Raw genomic sequence first — 18,151 nt, forward strand, 5'->3', positions numbered from 1 at the left:
ATAGTGGTGGTATGACCGTCACCCAGCATAATCAGCGTTCCATTCTTGAACCCTCCACCTTCCATGAAGCAGACTTAGAACTACTTTTTTCTTTTTTGCACAGCGCTTCTACTGAAGGTGAGGGGGCTCAGCCTGCGCTGCTATCGCCAGATGGTAAAAAACAGGTCATTCCCTTCCCCATATATGACACACTAACAACCATCGTTGATGCCTTAGCCCATAACAAGGCTGTTTCGATTACCCCTACCGATACCAAGCTCACCACTCAGCAAGCTGCTGATTATCTCCAAATATCTCGTCCAACACTCGTAAAAATTCTCGAATCTGGTGATATTCCCTATACTACTGTTGGCCGCCATCGCCGTGTGCTTCTCGCAGACTTGATTCAGTATGAAGAGAAAGAGCGAAGAGAGCGTAAAGCTTTCCTCCAAGAACAAACGCAAGAATCATCAGCAGACGGTAGCTACTTTGACCTACCTCCAAGCTTTGCGCAGACTCGCATTCCGTCAGGAAAATCTTAATGTCTGGGCTATCTGCTGTTCTCGATGCATGTGTACTGCTACCGATGCCAACGTGCGACTTACTTCTGCGCCTAGCAGATGCAAAAGAGTACAGGCCCCTCTGGTCGCATGGGATTCTAGAGGAAGTAGAACGCAACTTGCAGACAGCGTTCATGCGAACGCCTGGGCAGGCTGAGAAGCGCGTGAGAAATATGCAGAAATACTTCCCAGATGCAGAAGTTTGTGAGTATGAATCGCTGATACATCAGATGGGTAACGACCCTAAAGATCGCCATGTTTTAGCAGCAGCAGTTCGAGCTCGTGCTGACTTTATCGTTACTTTTAATCTGAAAGACTTCCCTGAAGAGACTTTAGCTCCATTTGATGTGAGGGCCGTTCATCCAGATGATTTTCTCTGCGACCGGTTTGCACTGAACCCGCAGAGAATCAAACAAATTGCTGAAGACATTGTGCGAGACATGAAGAACCCAGAGGTAACTCACACGGAGTATCTGGTGGGGTTGAGAAAAATTGGGCTGGTGAGGTTTGCAGAGACTCTTGAGTCTAATGGGTTCTAGCTTTCGAACCCCAGCATATGATCCAGAGTCTCGTGGATCTGCTGGTCTTCAAAGCCCAGTTTGCGCATGGCTGTAATGTACTTTTCGGTCAGGGTCTGCGCCTTGTGCGCGGTTGAGTCGAGGGCCGTAATAAAGGACCCTGCCCGGCCGTGCGTTTCAATGGCGCCGGCGGCTTCCAGCTCCTTGTAGGCCTTCGCCACCGTGTTTACTGCAAGACCTGTTTCGGCAGCCAGCGCCCGCATGGGCGGTAGCCGGTCACCGGCAGCCAGAGCGCCGGAAGCCCGTGCCGCAATAATAGCCCGCCGCAGCTGGGAGTAGGGCGGGACGTCCGACCCCTTATCAACCCTAAAATTTAAAGCACGAATGCCCCCGCACAGCTCCTCGTGGGAGTCGTGAGTCGGGGGCATCTCGTTCTTGGTCATAGCACCAGTCTAAAGGGTGCCGGTCGCAATCTTCAGCATGCGGCGCACGGGTTCTGCGGCGCCCCACAGCAGCTGGTCACCCACGGTGAAAGCAGAGATGTACTGGGGGCCCATGTTGAGCTTGCGGATGCGGCCCACCGGGATATCCAGGGTGCCGGACGCCGCAACGGGAGTCAGCCCCTCGACGGTGGCGTCCTTGGTGTTGGGGATAACCTTTGACCACTCGTTGTCCTTATCGATAATCTTCTCGATTTCCTCAACGGTCAGGTCTTCCTTGAGCTTCAGGGTCAGAGCCTGAGAGTGGGAGCGCATGGTTGCGATACGCACACACAGGCCGTCAAGAACCACGCGGTCATCACCCTCAAGGCCCAGAATCTTGTTGGACTCAGCCTCGGCCTTCCACTCTTCGCGGGACTGGCCGTTGCCCAGGTCAGAGTCAATCCAGGGAATCAGTGAACCTGCTAGCGGAACGCCGAACTGGGTGGTGTCGAGGTCGCCGGAGCGCTGGAGTTCCAGCACCTTGCGGTCGATCTCAAGGATGGCGGACGCGGGGTCGTCCAGCTCGGTTGCTACGTAGCCGTTGATATCGCCGAACTGCTTGAGTACCTCACGCATGTGGCGGGCGCCGCCACCGGAGGCTGCCTGGTAGGTCATGGAGGTGCCCCACTCAACCAGGCCCTGCTTCCACAGGCCGCCCAGGCCCATGAGCAGGCAGGAGACCGTGCAGTTACCGCCGATGAAGTCCTTAACCCCTGACTCCAGACCGCGGTCAATGACGTCACGGTTGATGGGGTCAAGCACGATGACGGCGTCATCGTTCATGCGCAGGGTTGAGGCGGCGTCAATCCAGAGACCGCTCCAGCCGCGCTCACGCAGCTGGGTGTGTACTGCCTTGGTGTAGTCGCCACCCTGGGCGGTCACGATGACGGGCAGCTTGGCGAGCTCGTCGATATCGTGGGCGTCCTTGAGAGTGGACTCTTCCAGCGCCCCGCCGAAGGTGGGGGCTGCTGAACCGGCCTGGGAAGTGGAGAAGAAGACCGGGTTGATACCCTCGAAGTCACCTTCTTCGAGCATGCGCTTCATGAGCACGGAGCCGACCATGCCACGGTAACCAACAAAGCCTACGGAATCACCAGATGTAAAAGTCATGGTTTCAGTCTAGCTTTTACGAGCTCCCGGCGCAGGGTCTGGAACCGTATGGTGAGAGAAAGTGTAATCGTACGGTGACTTTACTTAAAGTAACCGTATGATTACTTTAGGAAAAGTGGTCGTTCGGTTACACTTGCGGTATGACACAGCAAGATGCCACCGGTATACGAACCCTGCACATCACTGGAGAAGTGGGGGAAGTCGTCCGTCTCCGCCGAGAAGAGCTCGGTCTTACTCAAAAAGAAGTGGCCGCCAAGATTGGCGTATCCCGCAAATGGTACATTGACCTTGAACAAGGTAAGCCAACGGTTGAGCTCTATAAGGTACTAGATGCTTTTTGGGCTTTAAACCTAGAGCTTCAAGTAAAGGCCGCATCATGAGCGAACTCAATGCCTACCTAGATGGTGAACTGTGTGGCACATTCATGGAGAAAAATGGGCAAATCACTTTTGCCTATTCCCCAGGATATGAAAGTTCGGTGCCCCTTTCCCTGTCTATGCCTGAACGAAACCGGACGCATAAAAATAAAGTAGCGCTACCGTTCCTTAAAGGCCTTTTACCCGATAATGCTCAAGCTTTAGAAAATATGGCGCGTGCGGCAGGGGTATCAGCAGGATCCATTTTTGGTTTACTTGAGCGCTACGGGCAAGACGTTGCAGGCGCTCTTCAGCTTTTACCGCCGGGCAAGGGCAGTAGCGACGCACAGAGAGCTAACCTTTCTCAGCAACCCGTGCTGAATGAAACAGATTTTGAACAACTACTAGAAGAAAGTAGAGAGCTTTATCGCGGGAAAACGCTGATTGCTTCTGAAGCTTTTCGATTTAGCGTGGCAGGAGCCCAGCCAAAGCTATCACTGACCAGAAATCATGAGGGTAAATGGGTCCAGCCGGGAACAGGTATCGCCACTACCCACATCATTAAGCCTGTTAAAACAGAAGATAATTATTTTGTTGAGAATATCGATATTGCTGAGTTCTTGACAATGAAGGTAGCCGTTAAATGCGGGCTTAATGCTGTTGATCCTGAACTGTGGCGGAGTAGAACAAGTAGCTTAACAGCGGTTATTGTTCCCCGCTACGACCGTTATATCCTTGACGATGCTGTTCGCCGGGTACACCAGGAAGACCTGTTGCAAGCACTGGGTATACCGCCTGAGAAGAAGTATCAGCATCGTGATGGTGGCCCTGGAGCTGGGGAGATAGGCCAACTGTTCCGCCAAAAAACTAAGCCGGGGGATCGCTTACGTCTTCAAGAGGACTTCTTTAAAGGCTTGGTGTTCAACGTAGGCGTAGTTGGTACAGATGCTCATGCCAAGAACTATTCTTTGGTGCATCGGGAGAGCGGGAGTGAGCTTGCCCCGTTGTACGATTTGATTTCTGCTGCTGCACATATCGGGGATGAAAGCTTGGCTTATTTTCCAATGGGAATTAAGAAAAACTATAGATTTACTCAGATTTCTGACGAAGGTTTAGTGTTTGAGGGACAGCGTTTAGGCTTGCCGAGGCAACGGGCCCAAGAGCTCGTAGAAGAGATTCTTAGCTACCTGCCAGAGGCTTTTGAGGAAACAGGTAAAGAGCACGGTTTGGAAGATGCAGCCGCCAAAATTGTGGACGGTCTGGGGCGGCTTTCCCCTGCCCGTTTTGTTTCAAACTATTGGCGCTGACCTGCTGCCTTTGTCTTGCGCAGGGTCTGGAACCGTATGGTGAGAGGGAGCTTCACACCGGTGGCGGTCAGTGCATAGCCCCGATCTGAGCGGACGGGTGCGCCCTCGGCTTCTGCAGCCCAGTCGGCCCCCAGCTCGGGGGCGTAGGTATCCCCTGGAATCTCAGCCTCAAAGAGGGTGCGCTCCACCCGGGTTACCTGCCCACCCGCTACTCCGGGTAGGTCGGTGCGGCTCAGGGCCTCGGCGTAGAGGGAGCCGCCGCCAATGACCCAGTAGGTGGGGGCGTCCGGAGCTAAACTCTGCGCCGCCCCCAAAGCCGCATCGAGGGAAGGAACCCAGACGGCCCCGTCCTTCTCTTCAACCTGCGAGACAGAACGCGTAATCACAAGATTGAGCCGCCCCGGTAGGGGCCGGAAGCGGGGCGGGAAGGACTCCCAGGTCACCCGACCCATCATGACCGGGGCTCCTAGTGTGGCTGCCTTGAAGTGGGCTAAATCTTCGGGGGCGTACCAGGGCATATCGCCGTCGCGGCCAATCACCCCGTTACTTGCCTGAGCCCAGATGGCCGCTAGCTCCGGCAGAGATTGCGATACGGAATCTTCTTTACCCTTCATACTCATAGCTGTGCCCGTACCTAGACCGCAATCGGGGCCTTAATGAGGGGGTGATGGCGGTAATCTACCAGTTCAAAGTCCTCAAACTCGTAGTCAAAAATTGAGGGCTTCTTATTCTTAATGCGCAGGCGCGGGTAGGGGTAGGGCTCGCGCGACAGCTGCTCGGTGACCTGCTCGTAGTGGTTAGAGTAGATGTGGCAATCCCCGCCGGTCCAGACAAACTCACCGGGCACCATACCCACCTCTTCAGCAATCAGCTGGGTCAGCAGGGCATAGGAGGCAATGTTGAAGGGCACGCCCAGGAACATATCGGCAGACCGCTGGTAGAGCTGGCAGGAGAGCTCCTTCTGGCCGTCCTCCCGGGTCTTCACGTAGAACTGGAAGAGGGCATGGCAGGGCGGCAGCGCCATGTCGTCAACCTCAGCCGGGTTCCAAGCAGAGACAATATGACGGCGGGAGTCGGGGTTGTTCTTGAGCGAGTCAAGCACCTTGGCAATCTGATCGATGGTCTGCCCGTCACCGGCCGGCCAGGAGCGCCACTGCACCCCGTAGACCGGGCCCAGTTCGCCGTCCTCGTCCGCCCACTCATCCCAGATAGTCACGCCGCGTTCCTGCAGCCAGCGTACGTTGGACTCCCCGCGCAGGAACCAGAGCAGCTCAATAACCACCGACTTGAAGTGCACCTTCTTGGTGGTGATCAGCGGAAAACTCTCAGATAAGTCAAAGCGCATCTGACGGCCGAAGACGCTCTTGGTGCCGGTGCCGGTGCGGTCGGCTTTCTCATCGCCGGTCGCCATAATCTCGCGCAGCAGGTCTTCGTAGGGGGTAGGAATAACAGTCATATCTTCTTTAATCGTCAAAAGGCTTAATTTGTTCCAGCGACACCACGGTCTTGGGGTGGGCCACAGACACCTGCAAGACCCACATCTCCCCGGGCTTGAGGTAAGGGTCATGCACGGGCAGATGGGGGCGTAGCTGCTTATTCAGGTGCTCGCCCAGAACCTCAAGGACGGTGGGCAGCACCGGGCGGTGGGTGCAGAGTATGACCGACTTATCCCGCTTCTCAAAGAGGGACTCGACCACCTTACGGGCGTGCTTGGGCGCCCGGGCATGGTGGGCTTCGGTCAGAGCCCGCTTCTCCTTGATGGAAATGCCAGAGGCCTTCGAATAGGGGTAGACCGTCTGCATGCAGCGCACCCAGGGGGAGGAAATGATGCGTTCGGGCTGCCAGGCCTCCAGCAGGCGTCCTACCGCCAGAGCCTGGCGCTTGCCGGTAGCCGCAAGTGAGCGCTCGCCTTCGGCCCCGGCCCAGCTGGCGCGCGGTTTGGCCTTGGCGTGGCGGACGATAATCACCGGGCGGGTGCGCAGGTTCTGCGCGTGGGCCAGGGCCAGCAGGGCGTCGAGGGGCTCTTTGTCGGTGGCGTTGGTGAGCATGGTGCGGGCCTGTTTGGGGGTGACCCAGCGCAGCTCGTCCACTTCGCCCTCGTCAGCAACGGCTTTTTGCCCGGCGGGTGCTTCGGCTGCCCAGTAGTAGACCTCCTTGGGCTTGCCCTTGACCTCGTAGGCGGTCACCGCCAGAGGGGCGCCGAGGGTGACGTTGAGCCCGACCTCTTCGCGGATTTCCCGGATGGCGGTTTCGGGCAGGGTTTCGCCGGGGTCCTGCTTGCCCTTGGGCCAGGACCAGTCATCGTAGCGGGGGCGGTGGATGATGAGGACCTGCACCTGGTCGTGGTGCCAGCGCCAGATGATGGCGCCTGCTGCGTTGACAGCTGCCCGGTTGTGGGGGCCCCGGCTGAGCGAGAGCGCTCCGTCGTGGGTGTGGGCGGCGTAGAAGGTCTCGGTGTGCGGCATGTGGGAAGCTCCGTGGGGGGTGGGCGGGCATTGAGAATGTCCTTGAGTTAACCGAATGTTAACCCAAGGACATTCTATGCCCCTTAGCTGTGAGCGGTGGGCAAGGCGCGGACGTCTGCGCCCGGCTTAGGCTCGCTTGTTGCGTTTCTGGTCGCGGCTAGCCAGGTAGTAGGCCTGCACATCGCGCAGGGGGGAGCCGTCGGCTGCCAGGTGGTGGCGTTCCCAGGTGCCGTCGGCTGCCAGGTGCCAGTTGCTGGTTTTCTCTGAGAGGTAGTTGTCGAACATATCGAGCAGGTACTTGATGTGGGCTTCTGCCTTCACATGCACCAGGGCTTCAACACGGCGGTCGAGGTTGCGGTGCATCATGTCTGCTGAACCGATGTAGACCTTGGGGTTGCCGGCGTTCTCGAAGGTGAAGACGCGGGAGTGCTCAAGGAAGCGGCCCAGGACTGAGCGCACCTTGATGTTCTCGGAGAGGCCGGGGACGCCGGGGCGCAGGGCACAGATACCGCGAACGACCACGTTGACCTCAACCCCTGCCTGGGAGGCGCGGTAGAGGGAGTCGATGATGGCCTCATCGACCATGGAGTTGCACTTAATCTGGATCTTGGCGGTGTGGCCCGCGCGCTTGTGCTCGATTTCCTTGTTGATGTTGTCAATCAGGCCCGAACGCAGGGAGCGGGGGGCAACCAGCAGCTGCTTGTAGGTGGTCTTCGGGGCGTAGCCGGAGAGCTGGTTGAAGAGGCGGGAGACGTCCTCACCGATTTGCGGGTCGCAGGTGATGAGACCGAGATCCTCGTAGAAGCGGGCGGTGGAGGGGTGGTAGTTACCGGTGCCGATGTGGCAGTAGCGGCGCAGCCCGTCTGCCTCTTTGCGCACGACCAGGGAGAGCTTGCAGTGGGTCTTGAGGCCCACGATGCCGTAGACTACGTGCACGCCCGCGCGTTCGAGCTTGCGGGCCCAGTTGATGTTGGCCTCTTCGTCGAAGCGGGCCTTAATCTCAACCAGGGCCAGCACCTGCTTGCCGGCTTCGGCTGCCTCAATGAGGGCGTCCACGATGGGGGAGTCACCGGAGGTACGGTAGAGGGTCTGCTTAATGGCGAGGACGGCCGGGTCGGCCGCGGCCTGCTCCAGGAAGGCCTGCACGCTGGTGGCGAAGGAGTCGTAGGGGTGGTGCAGCAGGACGTCGTGGTCGCGGGTTGCGGTAAAGACGTCGGCTGCCTTGGAGGTCTCGTTGGCGTTGAGCCAGCGGGAGGTGTGGGCGATGTGCTTGGGGTAGTGCAGGGCCGGACGGTTGGTCTTGGCGATATCGGACAGGCCGCGCAAATCGAGGGGAGCGGGGAGCTTGTAGACCTCGTGCTCGTCGATGCGCAGCTCTGAAACGAGCAGGTCAAGGATGGTGGGGTTGATGGTGTCTTCAACCTCCAGACGCACCGGGGGGCCGAAGCGGCGGCGCAGCAGCTCGGTTTCTAGGGCCTTGAGCAGGTTCTCAGCGTCGTCTTCTTCAACTTCAAGATCCTCGTTGCGAGTCACGCGGAAGGCGTGGTGCTCCACGACCTCCATGCCGGGGAAGAGCATGTCGAGATGCTCGGCGATAATGACCTCAAGGGGGATGAAGCGGACCTCGCCCGAGGAGGACTTGACCGCGCGGGCGCCGTCAACGGCCACCATGCGCTCGATGGCTTCGGGCACCTTGAGGCGGGCGAAGAGCTCCTTGCCGGTCTGGGGGTTGCGGACGATGACGGCCAGGTTGAGTGACAGGCCAGAAATGTAGGGGAAGGGGTGGGCCGGGTCAACAGCCAGGGGAGTGAGTACGGGGAAGAGCTCGGCGCGGAAGAAACGGGAGAGGCGCTCCTGCTCTGCGGAGGAGAGGTCTGCCCAGCCGACGATACGGATGTTTTCCTTTTCCAGTTCGGGGTAGACCTGCTCATGGAAGACACGGTACTGGCGCTCCTGCAGGGCGTGGGCGGCCTCGGAGATTTCTTCCATCTGCTCTTCGGGTGAGAGCCCGGCTGCTGAGGGCACGGCGATGCCGGTGGCAATACGGCGCTTGAGGCCGGCCACGCGCACCATGAAGAACTCGTCCAGGTTGCTGGTGACGATGGAGAGGAAGTTCAGGCGCTCTAGCAGGTAAAGGTTGGGATCTTCTGCCAGTTCGAGCACTCGGGTATTGAACTCGAGCCAGCTGATTTCGCGGTCAAGGAAGCGGTCGCTGCCGAAATCGCCTTCGAGGTTGGGCTGCTTGATTTTTTCGCCCACGTCGATACGGTCTACGCGGGTTTCGGCGCGTTCGAGCTTGTTAATATCGCCGTTGATATGGGGGTGGGCCGGGGTTTCTGCCGGTGTGGTGGTCATGGTGTGCCTTTCAATACGAGGGGTGGTGGTAAAGATTAGGGGTGGGCAGGTGCGTACTGTCGGTCGATGGTGAGGGGGGTAAAGCCGAGGGAGCGGTAGAGGGCTACAGCGGCGGTGTTGTCGGCATCGACGTAGAGGACGATGCGGTCAAGGGGGGTGCCGGACTTGTCGGTAGCATCGGCTAGGTAGGCCATGCCGGCTAGGGTCAGGGCCTTACCCAGCCCCTTACCCTGCCAGGCGGGCGCGATGCCTACCGCGTAGACTTCCCCTTCGGGGCGCTCGCCCTGGCCGGTAGGAATCTTGGTCCAGTGGAAGCCTGCCAGCTGCCCGTCCTGTTCTACCGCCAGGAAGAACCCTTCTGCCCGGAACCAGTCCGAGTCGGTGCGGGCCGCAAGGTCATCGAGGGTTAGGCGCCCCTGCTCGGGGTGGTGGGCAAAGGCCTGGGCATTGACCTGCACCCAGGCCTCAGCCCGGTCGGGGGTGTAGGTGGTCAGCGCTAGGCCAGCGGGGAGGGGGCGGGCCTGGGCATCGGCGCGGACGCTCGCCCGCGCCTCGTCGGTCAGGGCCAGACCCAGCTTGTAGAGTTCGCGGCCAGGGCGCCAGCCCAGCTTATCGGCCAGATGGGTTGCCGCCTGCAGGGCAGGGCTAGATGTATCAGAACCACCGTGTACCCAGGCCCGAAGCGGCTCGTCACCGGCAGCCTCAACCGCCGCGCCTATCAGGGGCGAGCCAAGGCCCTGGCCACGGGCCTCGGGAGCGACAGCGGCCTCCAGCACCCAGAGCTCGCCCTCCCTCACCAGGGCGGCGAAACCTAGGGGTGCACCAGCCTGCCGGGCCTCAAAAAGCCGCACACCGGCGTCCGCCCCCGCAGCTGCCTTGCGCAGCTCAACAAAGGTCTGCTCAGAGAAGGGGGAGGCGCCGTCCTGCCGCCGGGCCAGCTCAGCCAACCGCTCAAAATCAGCTAGCACAACACCCGAAACCTTGGGTGAAACAATTTCATAGACCACACGCGCCTCCTACACACATCGCAGCTCCTCTAAGCCTACCTAGAATCCGACCGCGCCGAGTTAAAGCTATACCCCACATTGCGAACCGTCGTAATCAACTGCTCATGGTCAGGGCCCAGTTTCGACCGCAGACGGCGAATATGCACATCAACCGTGCGTGTACCACCGTAGTAGTCATAACCCCATACCTCAGAGAGAAGCTGGGCACGCGTAAAAACCCGCCCGGGGTGCTGCACCAAAAACTTCAGCAACTCAAACTCTTTATAGGTCAGGTTCAGGGGCGACCCCTGCAAACGCGCCGAATACGAGGCCTCATCGACCGTGATACCACCGGCCCGAATCACCGTGCTCTCAGGCTCAGACTCCTCAGCGACATGCGAGGTCAAAAGACGCAGACGGGCCTCAAGCTCGGCAGGACCCACCGACTCAAGCACAATATCGTCCACCATCCAGTGGGGAGCCACCGCCGCCATACCGCCCTCGGTCAGGACCATCAGCAGCGGAACAGAAAAACCCGAGCCCTTCAACAGCTGGGCACAATTACGGGCAGCCACCAGCTGGTCGCGGGCATCCACCAAGACCACGTTCGGCCCAGAAGCCTGAATCAGTGAGGGGGCAGCACCCAGGGGGAGAACAGACAGCTGATGGGCTAAAAGACCCAGCGACTGAGCGACGTCGGCGCCATCGGTCGCAGAATCACTCAATACGACAATATGCAGCACGCTCCACCACTCCCTAGAACAGGTCAACTCAACCCTCAGTATAAAACGCAGGGTACAGACGTTGATAAACAGGTTCGTAATACGGGAAGATAAGAAGGACGCCGGCACCCACACACCCGGTACACCACACAGTAAGATGAAACGCCCCCGTGACTACCAAAGAGCCTACCCACACCCGTGCCATTCGCACCTTCGTACCTGAACTCACCAAGCTACGGCGAGCCCGCCAAAAAACTGTCTACGAAGGGCCCATCGGGCGTATCGGCACAACCCGCCGTTCTCGCTACACACTGGTGGCACTCTCAGCCCTCATCACCCTCATAGCCTTGGTCATCACCGCAGCTATCTCACCTGACCTCGCAGCACTCGCCGGGTTGGGCGCCGTCCTTCTCATCGCCGGCGGCTGGCCCGCAGCTACCGGCATCGCCGAACTACGCGGCCGCCGCCGCATCACCTCTCACTCCGTCATCGTGCTGATATCGGGCGTAGCCTCCTTGCTCTACTCCTGGCTCAACCCCGGCAGTTCCCCCCTGGCCTTCCTGCCCGCTATCGCAGCGGTGGGCGTGGTCGCAAGCTTCATGGCAGAACTAGCCCGCGGCGAAGGCGCTGTGGGGCGCCTGGAGTCGGTCATTAGCTGCGTCTCGGGTGTGCTCGCCTCGGTATCGGTAGCAGGCTGGGTGGGGCTAGCCATCCTAGCCAGGGACGTTGAAACCGCCTACCCCGTCATCACCATCGGCCTGGCCGTCGGCCTGCTGCTGGGGCTTATCGGCATCCGGGTTGTCTCGGCAGGCCCCAAGGAAGGGCCCCGCCGCGGCGCCGTTACCCTGGGCGTAACACCCGTAGCATTTATCGGAGTCATCGCCTATGTATGTGCGACTTTCCTCACTCGCATGGTAGTGTAGCGGTATGAGTATTCTTGCACTTGAAATTTTCTTCCTCGTCCTTCTGGGCCTGGCAGGTCTGGCTATCTTCACCTGCATCGGTTTTGTACTCACCGGCCTCTTCCGCGGCCAGAAGTAAGTAACCCACAGGCTTAGACACCGGCCCCGCGCACTGTAGCGCGCGGGCCGGTTTTCTTTATATTTCGGGCACCTAAGGTGAAGGGAGCAGCGGGGGCGCCCCGGCAGACGACTGGCTGGGGCTGGCATGAATTGCAGTCGATGAGCGTCGAGATTCCGAGCGCGCGAGGAAAATAATCTCGGCGTGAATCTGGCGAGCTTGTGAGCCAGAGCGAACCAGCAAGAAGGTTAGTCGTCAGAGGGACGCCTCTGTCGCCCGCACTTCTCCCGCACTACACTGGTGTGTATGGCTATTGAAATTCCCACCAACCTCACCCCCGAACTCGTGCCCTTCTCCTGGCTGCTGGGCACCTGGGAGGGTACCGGCTCCCTCTGGTATGAGGGCTCAGAATCAACTCCCTTCGGGCAGATTATTACCTTCAGCCAGGACGGCCTGCCCTTCATTGAATACCGCGCCGAGAGCTTCCTGCTCGATGACCAGGGCCAGAAGCTGCGCACCATCACTGTTGAGACCGGCTTCTGGCAGATTGACCGCCCTCAGGTGGACGGCGACGTCGGCCCTGGTCTGGTGCCTGCTGATGTGGTTCCTGTGCACCAGGATGCTGAGTCCGTTGAGTCCCTGCGCAACGAGGACGGCGGCTTCAACCTGCTGGCCACCATCGCCCACCCCGGTGGCCTGACCGAAAACTATGTGGGCATGATTAAGGGCCCGGTGGTGCGTATGCAGACCGGCAACATGCTCAAGGACGACATCACTAAGGACTATGCCGGTTCCGTACGCCTCTGGGGCCTGGTCAACGGCAACCTCATGTGGGACTGGGAAACCGCTAACCCCGAAACCCGCAAGCTTGAGAAGCACGCTTCGGCTGAGCTGCGTAAGACCTCGTCCATGACCGGTGAAGATCTGGGCACCACCATGTTCGGCGGCGAAAACCTTACAGGTGACCAGCAGTGACTGCCTACCGTAGCCCCCTGCTGTCTCGCCCGGGCGCCTTTGCGGCGTCCGGGGCGGACGCCGGGGTCGCTGCCCACTACGGCGACCCGGTTGCTGAGCAGCGGGCCCTGGCCCGCCGTACCCGGCTTGCCCTGGTTGACCACTCCAACCTGGGCGTGGTGACGGTTGCGGGCGAGGACCGCCTGAGCTGGCTGACCACCCTCTCAAGCCAGGTCCTAGCCGGGCTGGGGGAGGGGAGCTCCACCGAGCTTCTTCTGCTGACCCCGCAGGGCCGTATCGAGTTCTCTGCTTTCGCTGTGGAGAAGGACGGCGCGGTCTGGCTGATCACCGAACGAGACCAGGCTGCGCCCCTGGCCGAGTATTTGAACCGCATGAAGTTCATGCTGCGCGTTGAGATTACCGACCGCACCGAAACCCACGCGGTGCTGGGGTCCACCCTTGACCCGCGCGAGGCTGAGGGCGCGGATGCCGTGCTGGCAGGCGGCATCGTCTGGACTGACCCCTGGGGCGCCGGCATTGCCCCCGGGGGCTACACCTACGCGTCCGCTGGGGAAGACGAGCACCCGGCGTCCGCCTACCGCCGCTACCTGACCATCGTGCCCGCCCACCGCCTGCTCGATGCGGTCGAAGGAGCCCAGCTGGCCGGTTCCTGGGCTGCTGAAGCCCTGCGCATTGAGGCCTGGCGCCCGCGCGTGGGCGTGGACTCCGATGAGAAGACCATCCCCCACGAGCTCGACCTGCTCCGTACCGCCGTGCACCTGGAGAAGGGCTGCTACAAGGGCCAGGAGACCGTGGCCCGCGTGCACAACCTGGGGCACCCGCCCCGCCGCCTGACCTTCCTCGACCTGGACGGCTCCGAGCACACCCTGCCCGCTGCCGGTTCTGCCGTGATGAACGGCGAGAAGAAGGTGGGCACCGTGACCTCGGTGGCCCTGCACCACGAGGCTGGGCCTATTGCCCTGGCCGTCCTGAAACGCTCGGTTGACCCCGCCGCCACCCTGCGCGTGGTGGACGGGGGAGATACGGACGCCGACGGCAACCCCGCAACCAGCCAGTACGCCGCCACCCAGACCGTGATTGTTGCTCCGGACGCCGGCCAGGTGGCAGGACGCCGGAACATGGGGGACTTTCTGCGCTAGAGTTCTCTGAGCCCACACCACGGTAGATACGGCACAGAAACGGTAAAACAAGTGCCCATAAAAATGACTGCCTCCCCAAGAATCCTTGGGGAGGCAGTCATTTCTAGTATGAGGCGTGTGGCCTAGCGGCCGAAGAGAACCTTAGCCTCTTCGTAGCGGTGGACCGGAACGGTCTTCAGGCCGTTAAGGGCCTCAGCAAAGTCAACGCGCTTAATTTCGGTGCCCTGCAGGGCAACCATCTTGCCCCACTCCTTGTCGTGAATCATGTCGACAACCTGAATGCCCAGGCGGGTGGAGAGCACACGGTCAAAGCCGGTGGGGGCGCCACCGCGCTGGATATGACCCAGGGTGGTGTTACGGGTTTCAATGCCGGTGATGCGCTCAATCTCCTGCGCAACCCAGTCGCCGATACCGCCCAGGCGGGGGCGGCCGTCCTTCTCCTGGCCCTTACCAGCCATCACATCGTCGAAGCCCTCGGGGATGAAGCCCTCAGCAACAACAATCAGGGGGGAGCGGCCGCGGTCGTGAACTTCCTTGACCCAGCCAGAAACCTCTTCCATCGAGACCTTAACCTCGGGAATCAGAATAGCGTGAGCGCCGCCGGACATACCGGAGTGCAGGGCAATCCAACCAACGTGACGGCCCATGACCTCAGCGACCATGGCACGGTGGTGGGACTCGCCGGTGGTGCGCAGGCGGTCCAGAGCATCGGTTGCGATAGAAACCGCGGTGTCGAAACCGAAGGTGTAGTCGGTTGCCTGCAGGTCGTTATCAATGGTCTTGGGAACACCAACCACGGGCAGACCCGCGTCAGCCAGGCGCTTAGCACCAGCCAGGGTACCCTCGCCGCCGATAGCGACAATAGCGTCGATACCGTTGCGCTCCATCATGATCTCGATGTTCTCGGGGCCGCCCTTGGGGCCGTCGAAGGGGTTGGTGCGGGAGGTCCCCAGGATGGTGCCGCCGGTACGGGCCAGGCCGCGAACCTTGGTGCGGGGCAGATCCATGAAGTCGCCCTCAACAACACCGCGCCAGCCGTCGCGGAAGCCAACGAACTCGTCGCCGTAGGTCTTGACGCCATTGAGCACAGCGCCACGGATAACAGCGTTCAGGCCGGGGCAGTCGCCGCCGGAGGTGAGCAGACCGATCTTCATGGAGAAACTCCTTGTGTTATTCCTGGTGGGGAATGATGGTGGTGACCCTGTTGGGTTTTTGCCCGTTTAGGCAGTCCAAAGTGTGGGTCTTTGTTGGTTTCTATTGTAGTAAAGAGGGATTGCGTTGGGTAGCTGTGGGGTAGGTTGCGCTGTATGTTTTCAACCTCGCCGTTAGAGTCAGTGATGACTTTATGTCGGGTGAGGTAGTAGGTACGCAGGACGCCCCTGGCGCCGACTGGCTGGGGCTGGCATGAATTGCAGTCGATGAGCGTCGAGATTCCGAGCGCGCGAGGAAAATAATCTCGGCGTGAATCTGGCGAGCTTGCGAGCCAGAGCGAACCAGCAAGAAGGTTAGTCGGCAAAGGGGCGTCCTGCGTACCCGAATCAGGCAAACTACTTTGCGGTTGCCAGCAGCTTCTGCATGCGGGCAAGGCCTTCGGCGAGATCTTCATCGCCCAGGGCGTATGACAGACGCAGGTAGCCGGAGGGGCCAAAAGCCTCACCGGGAACAACCGCTACTTCAGCCTCTTCCAGGATGATTTCGGCAAGCTCAGCGGAGGTCTGCGGGGTCTTACCCGCAATGGTCTTGCCCAGCAGGCCGGTGACGTCGGCGTAGGCGTAGAAGGCGCCCTTGGGGGTGGGGCAGTGGACGCCCTCGATAGCGTTAAGCCCCTCAACGATGGTCTTGCGGCGGCGGTCGAAGGCCTTATGCATCTCGTTGACGGCGTCGAGGGAGCCCGAAACAGCTTCAAGTGCCGCTAGCTGGGCGATGTTGTTGACGTTGGAGGTCATGTGCGACTGCAGGTTGGTTGCCGCCTTGGTGATGTCGGCGGGGGCAATCATCCAGCCCACGCGCCAGCCGGTCATGGCGTAGGTCTTGGCAACACCGTTGAGAATGACGGTGTTCTCAGCCAGGGCGGGCACAGCCTTGACGATGGAAGTGAAGGGTACGCCGTCGTAGGTGAGGTGCTCGTAGATTTCGTCGGTGAGCACGATGATGCCCTTCTCTAGTGCCCACTCGCCAATAGCCTTGGTTTCTTCGGGGGTGTAGACCGCACCGGTGGGGTTAGAGGGGGACACAAAAATCAGAGCCTTGGTGGCGGGGGTGTAGGCTGCCTCCAGCATGTCGGGGGTGACCTTGTATTCCTTGTCGGCTCCCGCGAAGACCTCGATGGGGTTGCCGCCAGCCAGGCGGATAGCCTCGGGGTAAGTGGTCCAGTAGGGGGCGGGCAGCAGCACGTCGTCGCCCTCGTCAATGACGGTGGCAAAGGCCTGGTAGACAGCCTGCTTGCCGCCGTTGGTCACGATAACCTGGGAGGCGTCGATATCGATGCCGGAGTCACGCTTGGTCTTCTCAACGATCGCCTGCTTGAGGGCGGGCAGGCCCGCGGCCTGGGTGTAGCGGAAGTTGGCGGGGTCCTCAAGAGCCTTGCGGGCGGCGTCCACAATGTAGTCGGGGGTGGGGAAGTCGGGCTCGCCCGCACCAAAGCCGATAACCGGGCGTCCTTGCGCCTTGAGGGCCTTAGCTTTAGCGTCAACGACGAGGGTGGCCGAGGGGGCGATAGCGCCAATGCGGCGTGATACGCGGGCAGTCATGGGGAGGTTCTCGCTTCCGTCCTGCGGGCAGGACCGTTGGGTTATGGCAAAAAGGGTGCGGACGCCAGCGCGGCGGCTGGCACCTACCCCTTAAATCATAGGGTGGGCGGGAGCCTGAAGAGGGGCTGGCGCGCACCAAATTGCCAAAGCAAAAAATATGTTCTACAGTAGATAACGTTGTTCGCAACCGAACAGCTTTAGGTTTGTGCCCGCAAGGGTCTCAAGCCTCCTTGAAGGGATAACCTTCAAAGGGCGGTGGCTCAATTGGTAGAGCAGCGGTCTCCAAAACCGCAGGTTGCAGGTTCGAGTCCTGTCCGCCCTGCTTCAAGCCTCACAGGTTTATTTGTCAATCGAACAGTTCATGTTCATGATGAGTCTAGAAAGGGGCGGGCCTACCATGGCTAAATCAATCGCCGCCAGGACCGCCGATTCTGAAGAACCAGGCGCAGAGAAGAAGCTGGGCTTCTTCGGCCGCATTTTCCAGTTCTTACGCGAAGTTATCGCAGAACTCAAAAAAGTCACCACTCCCACCGGTAAAGAACTGGTGCAGTATGTGATTATTGTTCTTTTCTTCGTTGCTTTTATGATGCTCTTCATCTCGGGCCTAGATTACGTTTTCGGTCAGGGAGCCTTCTGGATTTTTGGTAACGGCATCAACTAGAAGCACGAAGCTAGGCCGACGGCGGCCTAACCCGTAGAATCTTTTGTGTATGTAGGGCGTGCGCGCCTTCAAGTAAACCCCAATGACGAAAGCAGGAAAGCGTGTCCGAGCAGGAAGTTGCACCTGAAACCGAAGAGGTCGTAGAACCTGCAGAGCAGGCAACCGAAGAGGGCCACGAGGCTGTTGAAGTAGCAGCCGCTGAGGTCGTCGAAGAAGTCACTGAAGCTGAAGAAGCTGGCGAGCCCGCCGTTGACCCTCTCGAAGAGTTCAAGGCTAAGCTGCGCCGCCAGGAAGGTGAATGGTTCGTCATTCACACCTACGCTGGCTACGAGAACAAGGTCAAGGCTAACCTCGAATCCCGTGCTCAGACCATGAACGCTGAAGATGACATCTTCGAGGTTCAGGTCCCCATGGAAGAGGTCATGGAAGTCAAGAACACCACCAAGAAGTTGGTTCGCCGTGTGCGCGTCCCCGGCTACGCTCTGGTGCGTATGAACCTGACCGACGAGAGCTGGGGCGTTGTGCGCCACACCCCCGGTGTGACCGGCTTCGTTGGGCAGGACGCCTACAACCCGGTTCCCCTGCGCCTCGATGAGGTTGTCGACATGCTGGCTCCCGTCTTTGAAGCTGAGCAGGCAGAAGCAGGCGCCGCTCCCAAGGCTGCTCCCGCTGTTGAGACCGGCTTTGAGATTGGCGAGGCCGTCACCGTTAAGGAAGGCCCCTTCGAGGGCATGCCCGCAACTATCTCAGAGATCAACGCCGCAGC

Annotated in this window: 19 protein-coding genes and 1 tRNA gene; 10 read left to right on the plus strand and 10 right to left on the minus strand. The window is 59.9% G+C overall.

Annotation, left to right across the window (positions count from 1 at the left end; genetic code table 11):
* The first annotated feature begins 11 nt into the window (after positions 1–11).
* Positions 12–521: a helix-turn-helix domain-containing protein gene (locus ACEE43_RS10790; protein ID WP_449107415.1), complete on the plus strand. Its 510-nt coding sequence runs from the start codon at positions 12–14 to the stop codon at positions 519–521.
* Positions 521–1,078 carry a PIN domain-containing protein gene (locus tag ACEE43_RS10795; protein ID WP_272878566.1) on the plus strand — a complete coding sequence of 186 codons (558 nt, stop codon included), beginning with the start codon at positions 521–523 and terminating at the stop codon, positions 1,076–1,078. The genes ACEE43_RS10790 and ACEE43_RS10795 overlap by 1 nt, the downstream gene beginning before the upstream one ends.
* Here the strand turns inward: ACEE43_RS10795 and ACEE43_RS10800 are convergent.
* Both ACEE43_RS10800 and asd read right to left on the minus strand, forming a co-directional pair.
* Positions 1,075–1,500 carry a GntR family transcriptional regulator gene (locus tag ACEE43_RS10800; RefSeq protein ID WP_449107416.1) on the minus strand — a complete coding sequence of 142 codons (426 nt, stop codon included), beginning with the start codon at positions 1,498–1,500 and terminating at the stop codon, positions 1,075–1,077. The genes ACEE43_RS10795 and ACEE43_RS10800 overlap by 4 nt on opposite strands.
* Before the next feature lie 9 nt (positions 1,501–1,509).
* Positions 1,510–2,649, minus strand: coding sequence for an aspartate-semialdehyde dehydrogenase (gene asd, locus ACEE43_RS10805; RefSeq protein WP_449107417.1), 1,140 nt, complete (start codon positions 2,647–2,649; stop codon positions 1,510–1,512).
* 140 nt (positions 2,650–2,789) lie between these two features.
* On the opposite strand from asd, the gene ACEE43_RS10810 reads away from it, so the two are divergent.
* Both ACEE43_RS10810 and ACEE43_RS10815 read left to right on the plus strand, forming a co-directional pair.
* A complete protein-coding gene (locus ACEE43_RS10810; protein WP_237184912.1) occupies positions 2,790–3,029 on the plus strand; it encodes a helix-turn-helix domain-containing protein in 240 nt (79 codons plus the stop codon).
* Positions 3,026–4,312 (plus strand): HipA domain-containing protein, encoded by a 1,287-nt coding sequence (locus tag ACEE43_RS10815; RefSeq protein WP_237236791.1) that lies wholly within the window; start codon positions 3,026–3,028, stop codon positions 4,310–4,312. The genes ACEE43_RS10810 and ACEE43_RS10815 overlap by 4 nt, the downstream gene beginning before the upstream one ends.
* Here the strand turns inward: ACEE43_RS10815 and ACEE43_RS10820 are convergent.
* The 6 genes from ACEE43_RS10820 to ACEE43_RS10845 form a co-directional block, all read right to left on the minus strand.
* The gene (locus tag ACEE43_RS10820) at positions 4,300–4,926 is read right to left on the minus strand and encodes a dihydrofolate reductase (RefSeq protein WP_449107418.1); all 627 of its coding nucleotides are present in this window, start codon (positions 4,924–4,926) and stop codon (positions 4,300–4,302) included. The two genes, ACEE43_RS10815 and ACEE43_RS10820, sit on opposite strands and share 13 nt — an antisense overlap.
* Before the next feature lie 20 nt (positions 4,927–4,946).
* Positions 4,947–5,768 carry a thymidylate synthase gene (locus ACEE43_RS10825; protein WP_449107419.1) on the minus strand — a complete coding sequence of 274 codons (822 nt, stop codon included), beginning with the start codon at positions 5,766–5,768 and terminating at the stop codon, positions 4,947–4,949.
* A gap of 7 nt (positions 5,769–5,775) precedes the next feature.
* Positions 5,776–6,777: an NUDIX hydrolase gene (locus ACEE43_RS10830; RefSeq protein ID WP_449107420.1), complete on the minus strand. Its 1,002-nt coding sequence runs from the start codon at positions 6,775–6,777 to the stop codon at positions 5,776–5,778.
* A 126-nt stretch (positions 6,778–6,903) separates the two neighbouring features.
* Entirely contained in the window at positions 6,904–9,132 is a 2,229-nt protein-coding gene (locus ACEE43_RS10835; protein ID WP_449107421.1) for an RNA degradosome polyphosphate kinase, read from the minus strand.
* A gap of 35 nt (positions 9,133–9,167) precedes the next feature.
* Positions 9,168–10,139 carry a mycothiol synthase gene (gene mshD / locus ACEE43_RS10840; RefSeq protein WP_449107422.1) on the minus strand — a complete coding sequence of 324 codons (972 nt, stop codon included), beginning with the start codon at positions 10,137–10,139 and terminating at the stop codon, positions 9,168–9,170.
* A 35-nt stretch (positions 10,140–10,174) separates the two neighbouring features.
* On the minus strand, positions 10,175–10,861 hold the full coding sequence (locus tag ACEE43_RS10845; RefSeq protein WP_449107423.1) for a response regulator transcription factor: 687 nt from the start codon (positions 10,859–10,861) through the stop codon (positions 10,175–10,177).
* Between the two features lie 149 nt (positions 10,862–11,010).
* On the opposite strand from ACEE43_RS10845, the gene ACEE43_RS10850 reads away from it, so the two are divergent.
* From ACEE43_RS10850 to ygfZ, 3 genes are all read left to right on the plus strand, one after another.
* The gene (locus ACEE43_RS10850; RefSeq protein WP_449107424.1) at positions 11,011–11,763 is read left to right on the plus strand and encodes a hypothetical protein; all 753 of its coding nucleotides are present in this window, start codon (positions 11,011–11,013) and stop codon (positions 11,761–11,763) included.
* A gap of 403 nt (positions 11,764–12,166) precedes the next feature.
* Positions 12,167–12,835, plus strand: coding sequence for an FABP family protein (locus ACEE43_RS10855; RefSeq protein WP_449107425.1), 669 nt, complete (start codon positions 12,167–12,169; stop codon positions 12,833–12,835).
* Positions 12,832–13,974: a CAF17-like 4Fe-4S cluster assembly/insertion protein YgfZ gene (gene ygfZ / locus ACEE43_RS10860; protein WP_449107426.1), complete on the plus strand. Its 1,143-nt coding sequence runs from the start codon at positions 12,832–12,834 to the stop codon at positions 13,972–13,974. Before ACEE43_RS10855 ends, ygfZ begins: the two co-directional genes overlap by 4 nt.
* A gap of 122 nt (positions 13,975–14,096) precedes the next feature.
* On the opposite strand, the gene ACEE43_RS10865 is transcribed toward ygfZ, so the two are convergent.
* The gene (locus ACEE43_RS10865; protein ID WP_237184882.1) at positions 14,097–15,128 is read right to left on the minus strand and encodes a 6-phosphofructokinase; all 1,032 of its coding nucleotides are present in this window, start codon (positions 15,126–15,128) and stop codon (positions 14,097–14,099) included.
* Positions 15,129–15,521: 393 nt separating this feature from the next.
* Positions 15,522–16,724, minus strand: a complete 1,203-nt coding sequence (locus ACEE43_RS10870; protein ID WP_237237124.1) for a pyridoxal phosphate-dependent aminotransferase — start codon at positions 16,722–16,724, stop codon at positions 15,522–15,524.
* A 249-nt stretch (positions 16,725–16,973) separates the two neighbouring features.
* On the opposite strand from ACEE43_RS10870, the gene ACEE43_RS10875 reads away from it, so the two are divergent.
* The 3 genes from ACEE43_RS10875 to nusG all read left to right on the plus strand — a co-directional run.
* Positions 16,974–17,046: transfer RNA gene (locus tag ACEE43_RS10875), tRNA-Trp, on the plus strand.
* Positions 17,047–17,121: 75 nt separating this feature from the next.
* The gene (gene secE, locus ACEE43_RS10880) at positions 17,122–17,385 is read left to right on the plus strand and encodes a preprotein translocase subunit SecE (RefSeq protein ID WP_237194772.1); all 264 of its coding nucleotides are present in this window, start codon (positions 17,122–17,124) and stop codon (positions 17,383–17,385) included.
* A 101-nt stretch (positions 17,386–17,486) separates the two neighbouring features.
* The coding region (gene nusG / locus ACEE43_RS10885; protein ID WP_449122317.1) for a transcription termination/antitermination protein NusG at positions 17,487–18,151 on the plus strand (665 nt) is incomplete at its 3' end.

It is taken from the genome of Rothia sp. 11254D007BW, assembly GCF_053548195.1.

What these genes read in the sequence shown, in the direction of transcription:
- ACEE43_RS10790 (WP_449107415.1), top strand. Translation starts at nt 12, where the DNA reads ATGACCGTCACCCAGCATAATCAGCGTTCCATTCTTGAACCCTCCACC.
- ACEE43_RS10795 (WP_272878566.1), top strand. Translation starts at nt 521, where the DNA reads ATGTCTGGGCTATCTGCTGTTCTCGATGCATGTGTACTGCTACCGATG.
- ACEE43_RS10800 (WP_449107416.1), bottom strand. Translation starts at nt 1,500, where the DNA reads ATGACCAAGAACGAGATGCCCCCGACTCACGACTCCCACGAGGAGCTG.
- asd (WP_449107417.1), bottom strand. Translation starts at nt 2,649, where the DNA reads ATGACTTTTACATCTGGTGATTCCGTAGGCTTTGTTGGTTACCGTGGC.
- ACEE43_RS10810 (WP_237184912.1), top strand. Translation starts at nt 2,790, where the DNA reads ATGACACAGCAAGATGCCACCGGTATACGAACCCTGCACATCACTGGA.
- ACEE43_RS10815 (WP_237236791.1), top strand. Translation starts at nt 3,026, where the DNA reads ATGAGCGAACTCAATGCCTACCTAGATGGTGAACTGTGTGGCACATTC.
- ACEE43_RS10820 (WP_449107418.1), bottom strand. Translation starts at nt 4,926, where the DNA reads ATGAAGGGTAAAGAAGATTCCGTATCGCAATCTCTGCCGGAGCTAGCG.
- ACEE43_RS10825 (WP_449107419.1), bottom strand. Translation starts at nt 5,768, where the DNA reads ATGACTGTTATTCCTACCCCCTACGAAGACCTGCTGCGCGAGATTATG.
- ACEE43_RS10830 (WP_449107420.1), bottom strand. Translation starts at nt 6,777, where the DNA reads ATGCCGCACACCGAGACCTTCTACGCCGCCCACACCCACGACGGAGCG.
- ACEE43_RS10835 (WP_449107421.1), bottom strand. Translation starts at nt 9,132, where the DNA reads ATGACCACCACACCGGCAGAAACCCCGGCCCACCCCCATATCAACGGC.
- ACEE43_RS10855 (WP_449107425.1), top strand. Translation starts at nt 12,167, where the DNA reads ATGGCTATTGAAATTCCCACCAACCTCACCCCCGAACTCGTGCCCTTC.
- ACEE43_RS10865 (WP_237184882.1), bottom strand. Translation starts at nt 15,128, where the DNA reads ATGAAGATCGGTCTGCTCACCTCCGGCGGCGACTGCCCCGGCCTGAAC.
- ACEE43_RS10870 (WP_237237124.1), bottom strand. Translation starts at nt 16,724, where the DNA reads ATGACTGCCCGCGTATCACGCCGCATTGGCGCTATCGCCCCCTCGGCC.
- secE (WP_237194772.1), top strand. Translation starts at nt 17,122, where the DNA reads ATGGCTAAATCAATCGCCGCCAGGACCGCCGATTCTGAAGAACCAGGC.